Source organism: Sulfitobacter sp. 1A12779 (genome assembly GCF_043557315.1).
Classification (GTDB): Bacteria; Pseudomonadota; Alphaproteobacteria; order Rhodobacterales; family Rhodobacteraceae; genus Sulfitobacter; species Sulfitobacter faviae.
In genome coordinates this window covers 365,727-382,199 of sequence record NZ_JBIFFU010000001.1, presented here as the reverse complement: position 1 = coordinate 382,199, position 16,473 = coordinate 365,727, and the positions used below count along the sequence as shown (strand labels likewise).

The 16,473-nt window shown below is 65.7% G+C and carries 13 protein-coding genes; 8 read left to right on the top strand and 5 right to left on the bottom strand.

Translation table 11 applies throughout. The features are described from left to right. The first annotated feature begins 108 nt into the window (after positions 1-108). The 6 genes from ACGYLQ_RS01835 (at position 109) to ACGYLQ_RS01810 (ending at position 9,038) form a co-directional block, all read left to right on the top strand. Positions 109-1,572 (top strand): PLP-dependent aminotransferase family protein, encoded by a 1,464-nt coding sequence (locus ACGYLQ_RS01835; RefSeq protein WP_394440047.1) that lies wholly within the window; start codon positions 109-111, stop codon positions 1,570-1,572. A 96-nt stretch (positions 1,573-1,668) separates the two neighbouring features. Further along, positions 1,669-3,444, top strand: a complete 1,776-nt coding sequence (gene xsc / locus ACGYLQ_RS01830; RefSeq protein ID WP_394440045.1) for a sulfoacetaldehyde acetyltransferase — start codon at positions 1,669-1,671, stop codon at positions 3,442-3,444. Between the two features lie 3 nt (positions 3,445-3,447). Beyond that, on the top strand, positions 3,448-4,542 hold the full coding sequence (locus ACGYLQ_RS01825) for an acetate/propionate family kinase (RefSeq protein WP_394440043.1): 1,095 nt from the start codon (positions 3,448-3,450) through the stop codon (positions 4,540-4,542). After that, positions 4,539-7,355, top strand: a complete 2,817-nt coding sequence (locus ACGYLQ_RS01820) for a molybdopterin oxidoreductase family protein (RefSeq protein WP_394440041.1) — start codon at positions 4,539-4,541, stop codon at positions 7,353-7,355. Before ACGYLQ_RS01825 ends, ACGYLQ_RS01820 begins: the two co-directional genes overlap by 4 nt. Positions 7,356-7,404: 49 nt before the next feature. Beyond that, a complete protein-coding gene (locus ACGYLQ_RS01815) occupies positions 7,405-8,163 on the top strand; it encodes a 4Fe-4S dicluster domain-containing protein (protein WP_394440039.1) in 759 nt (252 codons plus the stop codon). Next, on the top strand, positions 8,163-9,038 hold the full coding sequence (locus ACGYLQ_RS01810; RefSeq protein WP_394440037.1) for a dimethyl sulfoxide reductase anchor subunit family protein: 876 nt from the start codon (positions 8,163-8,165) through the stop codon (positions 9,036-9,038). Before ACGYLQ_RS01815 ends, ACGYLQ_RS01810 begins: the two co-directional genes overlap by 1 nt. Before the next feature lie 60 nt (positions 9,039-9,098). Here the strand turns inward: ACGYLQ_RS01810 and dapA are convergent, their stop codons facing one another. Continuing rightward, positions 9,099-9,974, bottom strand: coding sequence for a 4-hydroxy-tetrahydrodipicolinate synthase (gene dapA, locus ACGYLQ_RS01805; RefSeq protein WP_209216660.1), 876 nt, complete (start codon positions 9,972-9,974; stop codon positions 9,099-9,101). Positions 9,975-10,099: 125 nt separating this feature from the next. Between dapA and ACGYLQ_RS01800 the strand changes: the two genes are divergently transcribed. Beyond that, positions 10,100-12,064: a lytic transglycosylase domain-containing protein gene (locus ACGYLQ_RS01800; RefSeq protein ID WP_394440035.1), complete on the top strand. Its 1,965-nt coding sequence runs from the start codon at positions 10,100-10,102 to the stop codon at positions 12,062-12,064. On the opposite strand, the gene ACGYLQ_RS01795 is transcribed toward ACGYLQ_RS01800, so the two are convergent. Further along, entirely contained in the window at positions 12,029-12,907 is an 879-nt protein-coding gene (locus ACGYLQ_RS01795) for a DMT family transporter (protein ID WP_394440033.1), read from the bottom strand. The two genes, ACGYLQ_RS01800 and ACGYLQ_RS01795, sit on opposite strands and share 36 nt — an antisense overlap. Beyond that, positions 12,904-13,578: a tRNA (5-methylaminomethyl-2-thiouridine)(34)-methyltransferase MnmD gene (gene mnmD, locus ACGYLQ_RS01790; protein ID WP_394440031.1), complete on the bottom strand. Its 675-nt coding sequence runs from the start codon at positions 13,576-13,578 to the stop codon at positions 12,904-12,906. Before mnmD ends, ACGYLQ_RS01795 begins: the two co-directional genes overlap by 4 nt. 57 nt (positions 13,579-13,635) lie before the next feature. Here mnmD and ACGYLQ_RS01785 point away from each other — a divergent pair, with 57 nt between their 5' ends. Beyond that, the gene (locus tag ACGYLQ_RS01785) at positions 13,636-14,673 is read left to right on the top strand and encodes an NAD(P)/FAD-dependent oxidoreductase (RefSeq protein ID WP_394440029.1); all 1,038 of its coding nucleotides are present in this window, start codon (positions 13,636-13,638) and stop codon (positions 14,671-14,673) included. Positions 14,674-14,729: 56 nt separating this feature from the next. Here ACGYLQ_RS01785 and ACGYLQ_RS01780 read toward each other — a convergent pair whose 3' ends face one another. Together ACGYLQ_RS01780 and ACGYLQ_RS01775 are read right to left on the bottom strand one after the other, a co-directional pair. Next, a complete protein-coding gene (locus ACGYLQ_RS01780) occupies positions 14,730-15,386 on the bottom strand; it encodes an OmpA family protein (protein ID WP_394440027.1) in 657 nt (218 codons plus the stop codon). Between the two features lie 98 nt (positions 15,387-15,484). Then, positions 15,485-16,387 carry a methylated-DNA--[protein]-cysteine S-methyltransferase gene (locus ACGYLQ_RS01775; protein WP_394440025.1) on the bottom strand — a complete coding sequence of 301 codons (903 nt, stop codon included), beginning with the start codon at positions 16,385-16,387 and terminating at the stop codon, positions 15,485-15,487. Between the last annotated feature and the right edge of the window lie 86 nt (positions 16,388-16,473).

The following is a 16,473-nucleotide window of genomic DNA, read 5'->3' as shown; positions in this document are numbered from 1 at the left end:
TAGGCGAGGGGCCGGGCGAAGGGAAGTGCGGGCGCGGCCGCGAGGATAAATTCGGCCAGCCGTAATGCCAGATTGAACTCCCCCTAAGGCCAGCCTAACCTTCGCCCCATGGCCCTGCCCGTTGAAACCTTTTTCCTGCGCCCCGATGCGCAAGGCACCCTGCAACAGCAGATCCAGCAGATGATCGCCCAAGGCATCCTCTCGGGCCGGTTCCAGCGGGGGGAGAAGCTGCCTTCGACCCGCAGGCTCGCCGCGCATCTCGGCGTCAGCCGGATCACCGTGACCATCGCCTATACCGAGCTTTTGGCGAATGATTACCTCACCTCGCGCGGGCGGTCGGGGTATTTCGTCTCGGACAACGCGCCCGCCCCGCCCGCCTTCGCCCCCCGGGCCGAGGCGGATGACGCCATCGACTGGACCCGCGCCATCGGGCAGCGGTTCAGCGCCAATGGGTTGGCCGCCAAACCGCAGGATTGGGCCAGCTACCGCTACCCGTTCATCTATGGCCAAGCCGACCCGACGCTCTTTGACCACGCCAACTGGCGGCTTTGCGCCCTGCAAGCCCTCGGCCAGCGCGACTTTACCTCGATGACGACCGATTACTACGATCAGGACGACCCGCAGCTGATCGAGTTCATTGCCCGCCATATCCTGCCCCGGCGCGGCGTCTCGGCCCGGCCCGAGCAGATCCTTATCACCCTCGGCGCGCAAAACGCGCTTTGGCTGACCGCGCAGGTGCTGCTGACCCAACGTCGGCGCGCCGTGCTCGAAGACCCGTGCTATCCGGCGCTGAGCGGTATTCTCAGCCAATCCCGCTGTCACATCACGCCCGTGCGGGTGGATCAAGACGGCCTCCCGCCCGAGGCGATCCCCCCCGATACGGATGTGATTTTCGCGACCCCAAGCCACCAATGCCCGACCAATGCGACCATGCCGATGGACCGCCGCCGCGCGCTGCTGTCCCGCGCCCGCGCGCTGGAGGCGCTGATCGTCGAGGATGACTATGAGTTCGAGATGTCCTTTCTCAAACCCGCCTCGCCCGCGCTCAAATCGCTCGATGACGAGGGGCGGGTGATCTATGTTGGCAGTTTCTCCAAATCGCTCTTTCCGGGGCTGCGGCTGGGGTATCTGGTGGGGTCCGAACCCTTCATCCGTGAGGCCCGCGCGCTGCGCGCCTCGGTCCTGCGGCACCCGCCGGGGCATATCCAGCGCACTGCCGCCTATTTCCTGTCGCTTGGCCATTACGACGCTCAGATCCGCCGCATGGGGCTGGCGCTGCACGAACGCCGCCGGGTCATGGACGCGGCGCTAGAGACCCACGGTCTGCGCGTCTCGGGCCGGGGGGCCTATGGCGGCTCGTCCTTCTGGATGCGCGCGCCAGAGGGCGTGGACACGGCGGAACTGGCCGAAAACCTGCGCGCGCAGGATGTGCTGCTGGAGCCGGGACATGCCTTTTTCGCCGGGGCTGAGAAGGCCACGAATTTCTACCGGCTGGCCTATTCTTCGATCCCCGCCGCACGGATCGAAGAGGGCGTCGGGCTGATCGCGCAAGAGATTGACCGCCTGCGCTGATCTGGCCTTAGGGCTGGCGCAGTTCTGGCCCTAACCCCGGCCTGCACCTGCCCGTAATTTGCCGATAGCTTTGCCCCATGCCCAAAGGATCGCGCGATGAAAATGACCACCGAAGAAGCCTTCGTCAAAACCCTTCAGATGCATGGGATCGACACGGCCTTTGGCATTATCGGCTCGGCCATGATGCCGATTTCCGACCTCTTCCCCGCCGCCGGGATCACCTTTTATGACGGCGCGCATGAGTGCAATTCGGGCATGATGGCCGATGGCTACACCCGCGCCTCGGGGCGGATGTCGATGATGGTGGCCCAGAACGGGCCGGGCATCACCAATTTCGTGACGCCGGTAAAGACCGCCTACTGGAACCACACGCCGCTTTTGCTGGTGACCCCGCAGGCCGCCAACAAGACCATCGGTCAGGGCGGTTTTCAGGAGGTCGAGCAGATGGCGCTCTTTCGCGACATGGTCGCCTATCAGGAGGAGGTCCGCGACCCCAGCCGCATCGCCGAGACGCTGAACCGCGTGATCCTGCAAGCCAAGCGCCACTCTGCCCCCGCCCAGATCAACATCCCCCGCGATTTCTGGACGCAGGTGATCGACATCGAGTTGCCCGCCATCGTCGAATTCGAGCGCCCCTCGGGCGGGGAGACCGCCATCGCCGAGGCGGCGGAACTGCTCTCGAACGCCAAGTTCCCGGTGATCCTGAACGGCGCGGGCGTGGTGATCGGTGGGGCCATCGACGACGCGCGGCAGTTGGCCGAGCGGCTGGATGCCCCGGTCTGCTGCGGCTACCAACACAACGACGCCTTCCCCGGCTCGCATCCGCTCTCGGTCGGGCCATTGGGCTACAACGGGTCGAAAGCGGCGATGGAGCTGATTGCCAAGGCAGATGTGGTGCTGGCGCTCGGCACGCGGCTCAACCCCTTCTCGACCCTGCCGGGCTACGGCATCGACTATTGGCCGCGAGAGGCCAAGATCATTCAGGTCGACATCAACCCCGACCGCATCGGCCTGACCAAGCCGGTGAGCGTCGGCATCGTGGGCGATGCGGGCAAGGTGGCGCGCAGCCTCCTCGACCGGCTGAGCGAGAGCGCCGGTGACGCGGGCCGCGAGGAACGCCGCAATGTGATTGCCCAGACAAAATCCGCATGGGCGCAGGAACTGACCTCGATGGACCACGAAGATGACGACCCCGGCACCACATGGAACGAACGCGCCCGCAGCCGCGAGCCGGAAAAAATGTCGCCCCGCATGGCGTGGCGCGCGATCCAGAAGGCGCTGCCGACGGAGGCGATCATCAGTTCCGACATCGGCAACAACTGCGCCATCGGCAACGCCTACCCGACGTTCGAGGCGGGGCGCAAATACCTCGCCCCCGGGCTTTTCGGCCCCTGCGGCTACGGTTTCCCGGCGATCTGCGGCGCTAAGATCGCCTGCCCGGACACGCCCGTCGTGGGCTTTGCCGGCGACGGCGCCTTTGGCATTTCCATGAACGAGATGGTGAGCGTGAACCGCGACGACTGGCCCGCCGTGACCATGGTGATCTTTCGCAACTACCAATGGGGCGCGGAGAAGCGGAACACGACGCTTTGGTTCGACGACAATTTCGTCGGCACCGAACTGGCGCAGGAGGTGAGCTACGCCGGGATCGCCAAGGCCTGCGGGGTCGAGGGGGTGCAGGTCTCGACCATGGAGGAACTGACCGAGGCGTTGGACCGCGCGATCAAGGCACAGATGAATGACGGCAAGACCACTTTCATTGAGGTGCTGCTCAACCAGGAACTGGGCGAACCCTTCCGCCGCGACGCGATGAAGAAACCGGTCTCCGTCGCCGGGATCAGCCGGGATGACATGCGCCCGCAACGAGCCTGAGCCATGCCGCTGGTGCTCGTCGTCAATGCAGGCTCGTCGTCGATCAAAGCGGCGGTCTTTGACGGCGGGCTGGCTGAAACCCTGCGGATCGAGGCGCAGGGCATCGGGCAGTCCGGCGCCCTGCGTGTCGGAAAGGCTCCGGCACGGGCTCTTACGCTCCCCGATCACCGCACCGCCTTCACCGCCATTCTGGCGGGGCTGCGTGACGCGGGGATCGCGACCGCTGACCTCAGCGCCGCCGCGCATCGCGTGGTGCACGGCGGCCCGGATTTGGCCGAGACAACGGAAGTCACCCCCGCCGTGCGCGCCGCCATCGCCGCGGCGCAACCGTTGGCCCCGCTGCACAACCCGCATCACCTTAGCGCCATCGACGCCCTTGCCGCACTGATGCCTGAGCTGCCGCAATTCGCCGCTTTCGACACCGGCTTTCACCGCACCAACCCGGACGTGGCGCGCCGCTACGCGCTGCCCGAGAAGCCCCAGACCGCCGCCCTGCACCGCTACGGTTTCCACGGCATCAGCTACGAAAGCCTCGTGCGGAATTTCACCGCCCAAACCGGCGCCCCCCTGCCCGACCGCCTGCTGGCGCTGCATTTGGGCAATGGCGCGTCGCTCTGCGCGATCCGCGAGGGCCGCTCGGTCGCCACGACCATGGGATTCTCACCCTTGGGCGGGCTGACCATGGGCACCCGCGCGGGAGAGATCGACGCGGGCGCGGTGCTGCATCTGGTGGACGATCTCGGACTGGAAGCCGCGCAGAGACTGCTGCACCACGAAAGCGGGTTGCTCGGCCTGTCGGGCCAGACCGCCGACATGCGGCAATTGGCGGAAAGCGACAGCGAAAGCGCCCGCTTTGCCCGCGACCACTTTTGCTACTGGATTACCCGTCAGGCCGGGTCGATGATCGCCGCGATGGGCGGGATCGACGGCATCGCCTTCACCGGCGGGATTGGCGAGAACGATTCCGAGGCGAGGGAAAAGGTTCTTGCAAACCTCCGCTGGGCGGGAAATATTCCCTCATGGGTCATCCCCGCCGCCGAAGAGAAACATATCGCGCGCCAAGCGCTTGCCCTGCTGAAAGCCCCCGCCCCCTCATGACGCATTCCCAGCCGCCGCTCGATCTGTCGCCCAAGGTCTCGGACGAGGTCCGCCGCACGACCTGTTACATGTGCGCCTGCCGCTGCGGCATCAACGTGCATATGAAGAAGGGCAAGGTCGCCTATATCGAGGGCAACCGCGACCACCCGGTGAACCGCGGCGTACTCTGCGCCAAGGGCTCGGCCGGGATCATGCAGCACAATTCCCCGGCGCGGCTGCGCAACCCGATGAAACGCGTAGGCCCTCGCGGCTCAGGCGAATTCGAGGACATCAGCTGGGCCGAGGCGCTTGAGATCGCCACCGGCTGGCTTGCCCCGCTACGCCATGAGGCGCCAGAGAAACTCGCCTTCTTCACCGGGCGCGACCAGTCGCAGAGCTTCACCTCGCTCTGGGCGCAGGCCTTTGGCACGCCGAATTACGCGGCGCATGGCGGCTTCTGCTCGGTCAATATGGCCACGGCGGGCATCTATACCATGGGTGGCGCCTTCTGGGAGTTCGGCCAGCCCGACTGGGACCACACAAAGCTTTTTATGCTTTTCGGCGTGGCCGAGGATCACGACAGCAACCCGATCAAGATGGGACTGGGCAAGCTGAAGAAACGCGGCGCGCGGGTGATCGGGGTGAACCCCATCCGCACCGGCTACAATGCCATCGCCGACGATTGGGTCGGCATCACGCCCGGGACCGACGGGCTGTTCATCCTGTCGCTGATCCACTGCCTGATGAAGGCCGGTCGCATCGATCTAGACTACCTCGCGCGCTACACCGATGCGCCGGTGCTGCTGAACGGCGACCCGAAGTCGCCCGAGTTCGGCCTGCAACTGCGCGACGCGGACGGCAAAGCGCTGGTGATCGACCGCAAGACCCGCAAGCTCACCCCCTTCGACCAACTCGGCGTCCGCCCCGACCTTTCCGCGACCTACCGCGCGGGCGGGATCACCCACCGCCCGGTGTTCCACAAGATGGCCGAAAAATACCTCGGAGAGGATTACACCCCCGAGGCCGTAGCCGAGCGCTGCGGCATCCCGGCGCCGCGCATCCGCGCCATCGCCGCCGAACTGGCGCGCGTGGCCTTCGACGAGGCCTTTGAGCTTGACCAGCCCTGGACTGATTTCCGCGGCGAGCGTCACGAGAAGATGACCGGCCGCCCGGTGTCCTTCCACGCCATGCGCGGCATCTCGGCCCATGCCAACGGCTTCCAGACCTGCCGCGCGCTGCATGTGCTGCAGATCATCCTCGGCACCGTTGAAGTGCCCGGCGGCTTCCGGTTCAAACCGCCCTACCCCAAGCCCGCCACGGCGCATCCCAAACCCCATTGCAAGGCCACGCCCGGCGGGCCGCTCGACGGGCCGCATCTGGGTTTCGTGCAAGGCCCCGAGGATCTGGCACTGTGCCCCGATGGCAGCCCCGCGCGGATCGACAAGGCGTTTACATGGGAGAACCCGATGTCGGCCCATGGGCTGATGCATATGGTGATTTCCAACGCCCATGCGGGCGATCCCTACAAGATCGACACGCTGTTTCTCTATATGGCCAACATGTCGTGGAACTCCTCCATGAACCCCGGCGGGGTGATGGAAATGCTGACCGACACCGATGAGAACGGCGACTACGTGATTCCGCGCATCATCTATTCCGATGCCTATTCGTCGGAGATGGTGGCCTATGCCGACCTGATCCTGCCTGACACGACCTATCTGGAGCGTCACGATTGCATCTCGCTCCTCGATCGCCCGATCAGCGAGGCCGACGCCGCCGCCGACGCGATCCGCTGGCCTGTAGTGGAACCCAACCGCGACGTGCGCGGCTTCCAATCGGTGCTCTGCGATCTCGGCGCGCGGCTGGACCTGCCCGGGTTCGTGAATGACGACGGCAGTCAGAAATACCGCGACTACGCCGATTACATCACCAACCACGAACGCCGCCCCGGCATCGGCCCGCTGGCCGGGTTTCGCGGGGAAGACGGCACCCAAAGTGGCCGCGGCGCCCCGAACCCCGAGCAGATCGACCGCTACATCGAGAACGGCGGCTTCTCGACCCATCACATTCCCGCTGAGGCGCAATACTACAAACCGTGGAACGCCGCCTATCAGGACTGGGCCGTGGGCATGGGGATTTACGACGCGCCCCAACCCTATCTCTTCTCGCTCTACGTGGAGCCGCTGCGCCGCTTCCAACTGGCCGCCGAGGGCCACGGCGACCGCCAGCCCCCGGAGCATCTGCGCGAGCGCATCAAGCAGTTCATGACGCCGCTGCCCCATTGGTACGAAAGCGACCCCGAGGGCACGCAGGGCTACGATGTTCACGCCCTCACCCAACGCCCCATGGCGATGTACCATTCATGGGGCAGCCAGAACGCTTGGCTGCGGCAGTTGCACGGGCACAACCCGCTCTACCTGCCCACGGCGATCATGCGGGCCAAGGGTCTGAAGGACGGCGATTGGGCGCGCGTGACCTCTCCCCATGGCGGGATCACCGTGCCGGTGATGGAGATGGCCGCGCTGAACCCCCATACCGTCTGGACATGGAACGCCATCGGCAAGCGCAAGGGCGCATGGGCGCTGGACCGCGACGCGCCAGAGGCGACGAAGGGCTTCCTGCTCAACCACCTGATCCACGAGCTTCTCCCCCCAAAGGGCGATGGCCTGCGCTGGTCCAACTCCGACCCGATCACCGGGCAGGCCGCCTGGTTCGACCTCAAGGTCCATATTGAAAAGACCGCGGCCCCCGCCGAGGCACAACCGGAAATCCCGCCGCAACGCTCGCCTGTCCCGCCCGCGCCGCGCGACATCGCGTGGAAGGTGGGCAAATGACCCCCTTCGCCCCCCGCGCCGCGAGAACGACCCTTCAGGACCGCCAGACATGACCACGCTCCCGCAACAGACCGACCGCAAACTCGGCCTCGTGATCGACCTCGACACCTGCGTCGGCTGTCATGCCTGCGTGATCTCTTGCAAGGGCTGGAACACCGAAAACTACGGCGCACCGCTGTCGGACCAAGACGCCTATGGCGGCGACCCGTCGGGCACCTTCCTCAACCGCGTGCACAGCTACGAGGTCCAGCCCGAGGCGGGTGCGGCGCAACTGGTCCATTTCCCCAAATCCTGCCTGCATTGCGAAGACGCGCCCTGCGTCACCGTCTGTCCGACGGGGGCGAGCTACAAGCGGGTCGAGGACGGCATCGTGCTGGTCAACGAGAGCGATTGCATCGGCTGCGGCCTCTGCGCCTGGGCCTGCCCCTATGGCGCGCGCGAGATGGATCAGGCCGCGGGCGTGATGAAGAAATGCACTCTCTGCGTCGACCGGATCTACAACGAGAACCTGCCCGAAGAAGACCGCCAGCCCGCCTGCGTGCGCACCTGCCCCGCCGGCGCGCGGCATTTCGGCGATCTGGGCGATCCGGACAGCGCTGTCAGCCAGTTGGTGGCAGAGCGTGGTGGCCTAGACCTGATGCCCGAGCAGGGCACCAAACCGGTCAACAAATACCTGCCGCCGCGCCCGCGTGACACGCTTGGTCCTCCCCAAGGCGAGATCGACGTGCTCGCCCCCTTCCTCGCTCCGGTGGACGAGGGGCCGAAGGGCTTTCTCGGCTGGCTTGACCGCACTTTGGAGAAGCTCTGATGCATCCGGCGCCTTCCGTTATTCTGTTCAGCAGCCTGTCGGGCATGGGATTTGGCCTGCTTGCATGGCTCGGGATCGGCCTGCCTGCGGTGACCGGCTGGGTGGCCTTCGTCTTCTTCGCGCTGGCCTATCTCTTGGCCGTGGGCGGGCTCATCGCCTCGACCTTTCACCTCGGCCATCCGGAACGCGCGCTCAAGGCTTTCACCCAGTGGCGCAGCTCTTGGCTCAGCCGCGAGGCTTGGGCCTCGGTCGCGGCGCTGCTGGTCATGGCCGCCTATGGCGCGGGGCTGGTGTTCTACGACACGCGGCTTTGGCCCTTGGGGGTGATCGGTGCGGCGCTGTCGCTGCTCACGGTGCTGACCACGGCGATGATCTATACCCAGATGAAGACCGTGCCACGCTGGCACAGCGTTATGACGCCGCTGAATTTCCTATCGCTCAGCATCGCGGGCGGTGCCCTGCTGGCGGGGCAGGTGACGGCGGCGATGATCCTGCTGGCGCTGGCCGGGGCGGTGCAGATCGCCACATGGTGGCGCGGGGATCGGGCGCTTGCCGCCTCAAACAGCGATATCGCGAGCGCGACGCAACTGGGGCCGCAGGGCAGCGTCCGCGCCTTTGAGCCGCCCCATACCGGCAGCAACTATCTGCTGCGGGAATTCGTCTATCAGATCGGGCGCAAACATGCGCTGAAACTGCGGGTGATCGCGATTGCGTTGATGGTGCTCCTGCCGCTGCTGCTGCTGCTCTCGCCCGTGTTTCACCACCTTGCCGCCGGCCTCGCGGTGCTGAGCCATGCGGCAGGGGTGCTGACCGCGCGCTGGCTGTTCTTTGCCCAAGCCGAACATGTGGTCGGCCTTTACTACGGCAAACGCTGAACGCAAAAGAGGGGGTGTCTCCACCCCCTCTTCGTATCGGCCAACCTGTTTAAATTAGACTTAGTTCATCAGCCCCGCATGGCGCAGGGCCGCATCGACCAGTTCCTTGGTCGGGTCGGTCAGTTCCGTGAGCGGCAGACGCACCTCGTCCGAGCAGAGGTCGAGCCGCGACATGGCGTATTTCACACCCACAAGCCCCGGTTCGGTAAAGATCGCCTTATGCAGCGGCATCAGACGGTCCTGCAACTCCAGCGCCTTGGCATAATCGCCCTCAAGACAGGCGGCCTGCATCTGCGCCACAAGGCGCGGCGCGACATTGGCGGTGACCGAGATACAGCCGACGCCGCCTTGGGCGTTGAACCCATGCGCCGTGGCATCTTCGCCCGAGAGCTGGCAGAAATCCGGGCCGCAGGTGATGCGTTGATCGCAGACACGGGCCAGATCGCCGGTGGCGTCCTTAACGCCGACGATGCGCGGCAGCTCGGCCAGTTCGCCCATCGTTTCGGGCATCATATCCACCACCGAACGGCCGGGGATATTGTAGATGATGATCGGCAACTCGCAGCAGTCATGCACGGCGGTGAAATGCGCCACCAGCCCGCGCTGCGTCGGCTTGTTGTAATAGGGCGTCACCACCAACAGCGCATCCGCGCCGACCTTTTCGGCGTGACGGGCAAGGCGGATGCTTTCGACCGTGTTGTTCGACCCGGCACCCGCGATGACCGGAATGCGGCCCGCGACGGCTTTGACCACCTCTTCGACGACGGTCTCATGCTCGGCATGGCTCAGCGTCGGGGATTCGCCGGTGGTGCCGACGGGGACAAGCCCGCTCGACCCTTCGCCGATGTGCCATTCGATCAGTTTCTTGAGCGTATCCAGATCCAGCGCGCCGTTGCGAAACGGCGTGACGAGGGCAGGCAGAGAGCCTTTGAACATGTGCACGCTCCTTAAGTGCTGGCCGGTGGAAAACCGGACTGGATGAGGGCTTTTGCGGGCGCTACGGTTTGATAAACGGCGCCCGAGCCATATGTTGCAAGGCTCTAGCCTCGGAGACGTGGGAAATGCAAGCGATGACGCGCCTGATGGCGATCCTCATGAGTATTTTTGTCCTGACCGTGCCTGCGGAGGCGCAGCGGCCACGGCCTTTGGGCTGGGCGATGGATGCGATGCGCAGCGGCAATTGGGACGCCGCCGCGGCGCTGGCTGCCCGTGACGGGCAGGTCGCCGCCGATGTGATCGAATGGCACCGGCTGCGCGCCGGGCGCGGCTCCTATGCCGACACGCGCGATTTCCTGAACCGCAGACCCGACTGGCCCGGTGAGGCTTATTTGCGCCGACAGAGCGAAGCGGCGGTCATCAAACAGGGTGAGAGCGATATACTGGATTTCTTCTCGGCCATGGCCCCGCAGACCCCACGCGGCGTGCTGGCCCACGCCGAGGCGCTGATCAACAGCGGCCAGCGCGGTGAGGCCGAGGCGAACCTCGTTCTGGCGTGGCGCACCATGCCGATGAACGCCAGCAGTCAGGCCCTTTTCACCGAAGCCCATGGGAGCCTTCTGGCCCCGCATCACGCGGCCCGGCTGGAAGAGATGCTCTGGCAGCGCGAACATTCCGAAGCGCGGCAGATGTTCGATCTGGTCTCAAGCGCCGACAGGGGGCTGGCGGAAACCCGCATCGCCCTGCAAAAGCTGGAAAGCGACGTGAACGCCAAGATCGACGCCCTGCCCGCCTCAAAGGCCGATGCGCCGGGGCTGGCGCATGACCGCTTTGAATGGCGCATCCGCAAGGGGCTGCGCGAGGATGCCAAAGATTTGATGCTGGCGCGCTCAACCTCGGCTGAGGCCCTGGGCCAGCCCCCCAAATGGGCCAACCGCCGCCGCGCCTTGGCGCGGGATGAAATGCGCAATGGCAATGCGCGAAGGGCCTACCGGTTGGCGTCGCAGCATTTTCTGACCGATGGCTCGAACTATGCCGATCTCGAATGGCTCTCAGGCTATATCGCGCTGCGGTTCTTGGACGATCCCACCACCGCTCTGGGCCATTTCCAGAACCACGACAACGCCGTGGAATCCCCCATCAGCCAAGGCCGCGCGGGCTATTGGCAGGGCCGCGCCTTGGAGGCGATGGGCGATGCCGAAGGCGCGGCGAAAGCCTATGCCATGGGGGCGAAATACCAAACCTCCTTCTACGGGCTGCTGGCCGCCGAACGGGGCGGCCTCCCCTTTGATGAAAAGCTCGCAGGCGCGGCACCTGAACAAGACTGGCGCAGCTCTCCGCTGGCCCGTGCGCCCCTGTTTGAGGCCGGGTTGCTGCTGCAAGCCTCGGGCGAGCTGTCCACCGCCGAGCGGTTCTGGACCCATTTGGCCGAGCAGCTCGTCCCCGAAGACATCGCCCTGCTGGGGCAAGCCGCGATCGACGTGGGCCAGCCCCATATCGCGGTGATGATCGGCAAACGCGCGGCGCAGCGGGGGCTGGAGGTGCCCGCCCCCTATTACGCGTTGCACAGTCTGGTGGAAAAAGACCTGCCGATGGCGACCGAGATGACCCTCGCCATCGCGCGGCGTGAAAGCGAATTTGACCCCAATGTGCAAAGCGGCGTCGGCGCGCGGGGTTTGATGCAGATCATGCCCGCCACGGCGCGGGACGTGGCGCGCGATCTGGGCATTTCAGCCCAGCACACGACGGACCGGCTGACCGCCGACCCCGATTACAACGCGCGGCTTGGCGCGACCTATCTGTCGCAGATGGCGGGGCTTTTCGACGGCAATGTCTCCATGATGTCGGCGGCCTATAACGCAGGCCCCAGCCGCCCGCGGCGCTGGATGGCGACCTATGGCGACCCGCGCAAGGGTGAGATCGACATCGTCGATTGGATCGAGATGATCCCCTTTCGTGAGACGCAGAACTACGTCATGCGGGTGTCCGAAAGCCTGCCGGTCTATCGCGCCCGTCTGGGAAAAGACCCGCTGCCGATCCCCTTTAGCGAAGAGTTAACCGGGTCGACGTTGAAGGCGTTCGCGCCATAGGGTGAACAACCCCGCCGCCACGATCATGCCCGCGCCCAACACCACACTGGGGCGCAGCACCTCGTTAAAGACAGACAGGCCGATGATCACGGTAAAGATCAACTGCGTATAGGCGAAGGGCTGCACCGCGCTGGCCTCGGCCACCTCGTAGCAACGGATCAGCAGCCAATGGCCCGTGACCCCGGTGATGCAAAGCGTGCCCATCAACAGCCAGTTGCCCGGGGTCATCGGCTCCCAAAACCAGATGCCGACCGCCGTCATGACCGCCGCACCGGTCACGCCCGTCCAGAAGAAACTTGTCGCCGTCGTGTCGCGCCGCGCGACATAGCGGGTCAGCAGGCCATAGACCGCAAACATCGCCGCCCCTGCCAGCGGGATCGCGGCGGCCGGATCCACCACGCGAAGCCCGGGTTGCAAGATCACCAGCACCCCGACAAAGCCCACACCAATTGCGGCCCACCGCCGCCAGCCGACTTTTTCACCCAAGATCGGGCCAGAGAGCGCCGCCACCAAAAGCGGGTAGCAGGTAAAGACCGCATGGCTCTCTACCAACCCCAGAATGGTGAAGCCCAGTACCATCGTGCAAATCTGCGCCGAGAGCAGCACGCCCCGCAGGATTTGCACCGCGGGCTGTGTCGTGGCGGCGGCGCGGCGGATGCCGCCTGCCTTGCGCATTGCCAGCGCGATCACGAAGGCCGCGAAAAACCAATAGCGGATCATCACCACCATCAGCACGTTGTAGTTCTCGGCCAGATGGCGTGACAGCCCGTCTTGGACGGCGAAGACCATCGTCGTGGCGATCATCAGCATGATGCCGAGCGGGATGTTGTTGGACTGGCTCATGCGGGCATCCGCGCGCGGGTCATATGGCGTTTGCGGCCATAGCCGGGGATGCGGGCAACCTCAAAACCGCCCGCGGCGAGCGCCCGGCGCACGAAGCCCGCGGCGGTATAGGTCGCAGCACTGCCGCCCGGTGCGGTATGGCGTGCCACCTCGGCCATCAGATCATCGCCCCAAAGCTCGGGGTTCTTGGCCGGTGAAAACCCATCGAGAAACCAAGCATCGGCCTGCCCCTGCCATGCGGGCAGGGTTTCGCGCGCGTCCCCGATGATGATCTCGGCCCGCAGGCCGGGCAGTTCCAACACGCCACCCGTGCCATCCCACGCCGCTGTCAGCGCATCGCGCCGCCCGTCGAGCGCGGGAAAGGCCGCATGGGCCTGCGCCATATCCTCAGGCCGCATCGGGTAGGCTTCGAAACTGGTGAAATGCAGCGGCCCGTCATGGCCCGCCCGCATCCAAGCATCCCAAGCAAGCAACAGGTTCAGCCCGGTGCCAAAGCCAAGCTCGGCGATGTGAAACCCGGGGCGGAACCTCTCGGGCAGGTCATTGCCCGCCAGAAAGACATAGGCCGTCTCAGCCGCGCCATCCTCTAGGCTGAAGTAGGGGTCATCGAACTGGGTCGAGACGGGCACTTGGCCCGCGCGCCACGTGATCTGGGCATTCTGGTCTGGCACGGCACGTCCTGCTAGAGGGGGAAGAAGTCGCGCAGACACTGCGCAAGCTGGCGGGGAATGGCAATGGTGGATGTAACCGTAAGAGGGGCCGGGATTTTTGGCCTGTCGGTGGCTTGGGCCTGCGTCCGGCGCGGGGCGGTGGTCCGTGTGGTCGATCCGTCAGGACCGGCGGCGGGGGCTTCGGGCGGGATCGTGGGCGCGCTGGCGCCGCATGTGCCGGAAAATTGGAACGCCAAGAAAGCCTTTCAACTGGAAAGCCTGCTCAGCGCCGAAGCCTTCTGGGCCGAGGTCGAGGCCGAGGGCGGTCGCGCGCCCGGCTATATCCGCAGCGGGCGCTTGCAGCCGGTGGCGGATGACGCGGCCCTCGCGCTGGCACGGCAACGGCAGGACACGGCAGCCGAACTTTGGCAAGGCCGCGCCCGGTGGGAGTTGATCCGCGCCGAGAGCAGCGATTGGGCCCCGCAGAGCCCCACCGGCTGGCTGATCCGCGACACGCTAAGCGCCCTCGTCCACCCGCGCCACGCCTGCGCGGCACTGGTCGCGGCGCTGGCGGCCAAAGGCGTTGAGATCGTGGCCGAAGCGCCCGATGCGGGTTTGACCCTCTGGGCCACTGGGGTCACGGGGCTGGAGGCGCTGAGTGCGGGCCATCCGCGTTTGGTTGGCGCGGGCATCAAAGGGCAGGCCGCGCTCTTGCGGCTGGACCGGGGCGGCGCAGCGCAGCTTTTTGCCGATGGGGTCCATGTGATCCCGCATCTGGATGGCACGGTGGCTGTAGGCGGCACGACTGAGCGAGAATATGACAGCCCTGACGGCACCGATGCACAGCTCGACGCGGTGATCGCCAAGGCCCGCGCGGCGGTGCCTGCGCTGCAAGATGCGCCGGTGATCGAACGCTGGGCCGGGCTGCGCCCGCGCAGCCGTAGCCGCGCGCCGATGCTGGGGCCGTGGCCGGGCAAGCCGGGGCATTACATCGCCAATGGCGGCTTTAAAATCGGCTTCGGCATGGCCCCGAAAGTGGCAGAGGTCATGGCCGATCTTCTGCTCGAAGGGCGCGATGCCATCCCCAAGGGTTTCAGGGTCGAGGACAACCTTTAGGCCAACAAAAAACCCCGGCCACTGGCCGGGGTTCTCTGTCACTTTCAACCTGCGGCTTAGCGCGCGTTGGGCAGGATCACGATCTCGACCCGGCGGTTCTGCGCCTTGCCAGCGGCGCTCAGGTTGCTTGCCACAGGCTGGCTTTCGCCACGGCCGAATGTCTGCAAACGCTGCTGCGGCACGCCGTTGGAGAGCAGAATGCTACCCACGGCCTGCGCGCGACGCTCGGAAAGCTGCTGGTTATAGGCCGCTTCGCCATCGCTGTCGGTGTGGCCCACGACTTGCAGGGTGGAGTTCTGATAGATGTTCACATTCTGCGCCAGCGCGGCCAGATCGTCACGCAGGGCGGGCGATACGCTGGTGCTGTCGGTCGCAAAGAGGATGTCTTGCGGCAGGGTCACGATCAGACGGTCGCCGGTGTTGGTGATCACCACACGGCTGTCCATCGCGGCGCGCAGCTCGGCCTCTTGCTTATCAAGCGAATAGCCGACGCCCGCGCCGATCGTGCCGCCGATCAAAGCGCCTTTCAGCGCGCCTTTGCCGTCACCTTCGGAAATCGCACCGGCAAGGGCCCCGACGCCCGCACCGATCAAAGCGCCGTTCTTGGTCCGCTGGTTGGGATCGCCATTGCCGGGTTGCATCGGCTGCGTACAGGCACCCAGTGTCATCGCGCCAGCCAGAGCGGCGGCCAAAGTCATCTTCGAAGAAATCATGTCTACTGCCTTCATGTTTGCGGCCCCGTTCGGGCGGGGCATCTTGACGTGAACGCAATATAGGCACGCAAAGTTCCCAAAAACATTACATATAACCGCTATTCGGCAGAAACCCGCCCAGAGGGAGCTGTTTGCGCCTCTGCCCGTGCCGCCTCGAAGGCGAGCATTGCGCGTTTCACCGGCAGGCCCCAGTGGTAGCCGCCCAAGCCCCCGCTTTTGCGCAGCGCCCGGTGACAGGGGATCAGCCAACTCACCGGATTGCGCCCTACTGCTGTGCCCACGGCGCGTACGGCGCGGGGGCTGCCGATGCTCTGCGCGATTTCGGAATAGGTGGTCACCTGCCCCGAGGGGATGCTCAGCAGCGCCTCCCAGACCTTGATCTGAAAGGGCGCGCCGATAAGGTAGAGCGGCGCTTTTGCCTCGGGGTCTTTCCGCCGCCCAAAGGCCGCGTCGACCCATGCCTGCAACCGCGCGGGGGCCTCCACGAAATCGGCGAGCGGCCAGCGGCTGCAAAGATCTGCCATCGCCGCATCCTCCCCCACTTCCGACGACAGCGCGAGCCCGCAGATGCCCTTGTCGGTGCCCATCACCAGTGTCGGGCCGAAGGGGCTGTCGAACCAACCCCAGTAGATCGTCAGCCCCGCGCCCTTGCGGGCGAACTCACCGGGGCTCATCGCCTCCCAGCGCAGGAAAAGGTCATGCAACCGCCCGCTGCCCGACAGCCCCAATTCATGCGCCGCCGCCAGCGTGGTGAAACGGTCGCGCAGCATGACCTTGGCCTGATCCAGCATCAGATACTGCTGGTATCGCTTCGGTGAGACCCCCACCCAGCGCGAGAACAGCCGCTGGAAATGTGCGGCGGACATGCCCATCTCGCCCGCGATCCAATCGAGTTGCTTGGGGTCTTCGGCCTTGTCGATCAGGGCGATGGCGCGGCGCATCACCTGATAGTGGTACCCCTGATCTTCGGGCGCGGGAGAGAGCTGTGCGATCTGTGTCATGCCACCAGATTAGCCGCGCCCCTGCCCCCGTGCGACCCGTTTCTTGCGCCATCGCACCCCACGCCCCGCCCCCGCTTGCCCTGCCG

Coding starts and splice junctions, on each gene's coding strand:
- ACGYLQ_RS01775 (WP_394440025.1), bottom strand. CDS start 16,387: ATGACACAGATCGCACAGCTCTCTCCCGCGCCCGAAGATCAGGGGTAC.
- ACGYLQ_RS01785 (WP_394440029.1), top strand. CDS start 13,636: ATGGCAATGGTGGATGTAACCGTAAGAGGGGCCGGGATTTTTGGCCTG.
- ACGYLQ_RS01780 (WP_394440027.1), bottom strand. CDS start 15,386: ATGATTTCTTCGAAGATGACTTTGGCCGCCGCTCTGGCTGGCGCGATG.
- ACGYLQ_RS01800 (WP_394440035.1), top strand. CDS start 10,100: ATGCAAGCGATGACGCGCCTGATGGCGATCCTCATGAGTATTTTTGTC.
- xsc (WP_394440045.1), top strand. CDS start 1,669: ATGAAAATGACCACCGAAGAAGCCTTCGTCAAAACCCTTCAGATGCAT.
- ACGYLQ_RS01820 (WP_394440041.1), top strand. CDS start 4,539: ATGACGCATTCCCAGCCGCCGCTCGATCTGTCGCCCAAGGTCTCGGAC.
- dapA (WP_209216660.1), bottom strand. CDS start 9,974: ATGTTCAAAGGCTCTCTGCCTGCCCTCGTCACGCCGTTTCGCAACGGC.
- ACGYLQ_RS01835 (WP_394440047.1), top strand. CDS start 109: ATGGCCCTGCCCGTTGAAACCTTTTTCCTGCGCCCCGATGCGCAAGGC.
- ACGYLQ_RS01795 (WP_394440033.1), bottom strand. CDS start 12,907: ATGAGCCAGTCCAACAACATCCCGCTCGGCATCATGCTGATGATCGCC.
- ACGYLQ_RS01810 (WP_394440037.1), top strand. CDS start 8,163: ATGCATCCGGCGCCTTCCGTTATTCTGTTCAGCAGCCTGTCGGGCATG.
- ACGYLQ_RS01825 (WP_394440043.1), top strand. CDS start 3,448: ATGCCGCTGGTGCTCGTCGTCAATGCAGGCTCGTCGTCGATCAAAGCG.
- ACGYLQ_RS01815 (WP_394440039.1), top strand. CDS start 7,405: ATGACCACGCTCCCGCAACAGACCGACCGCAAACTCGGCCTCGTGATC.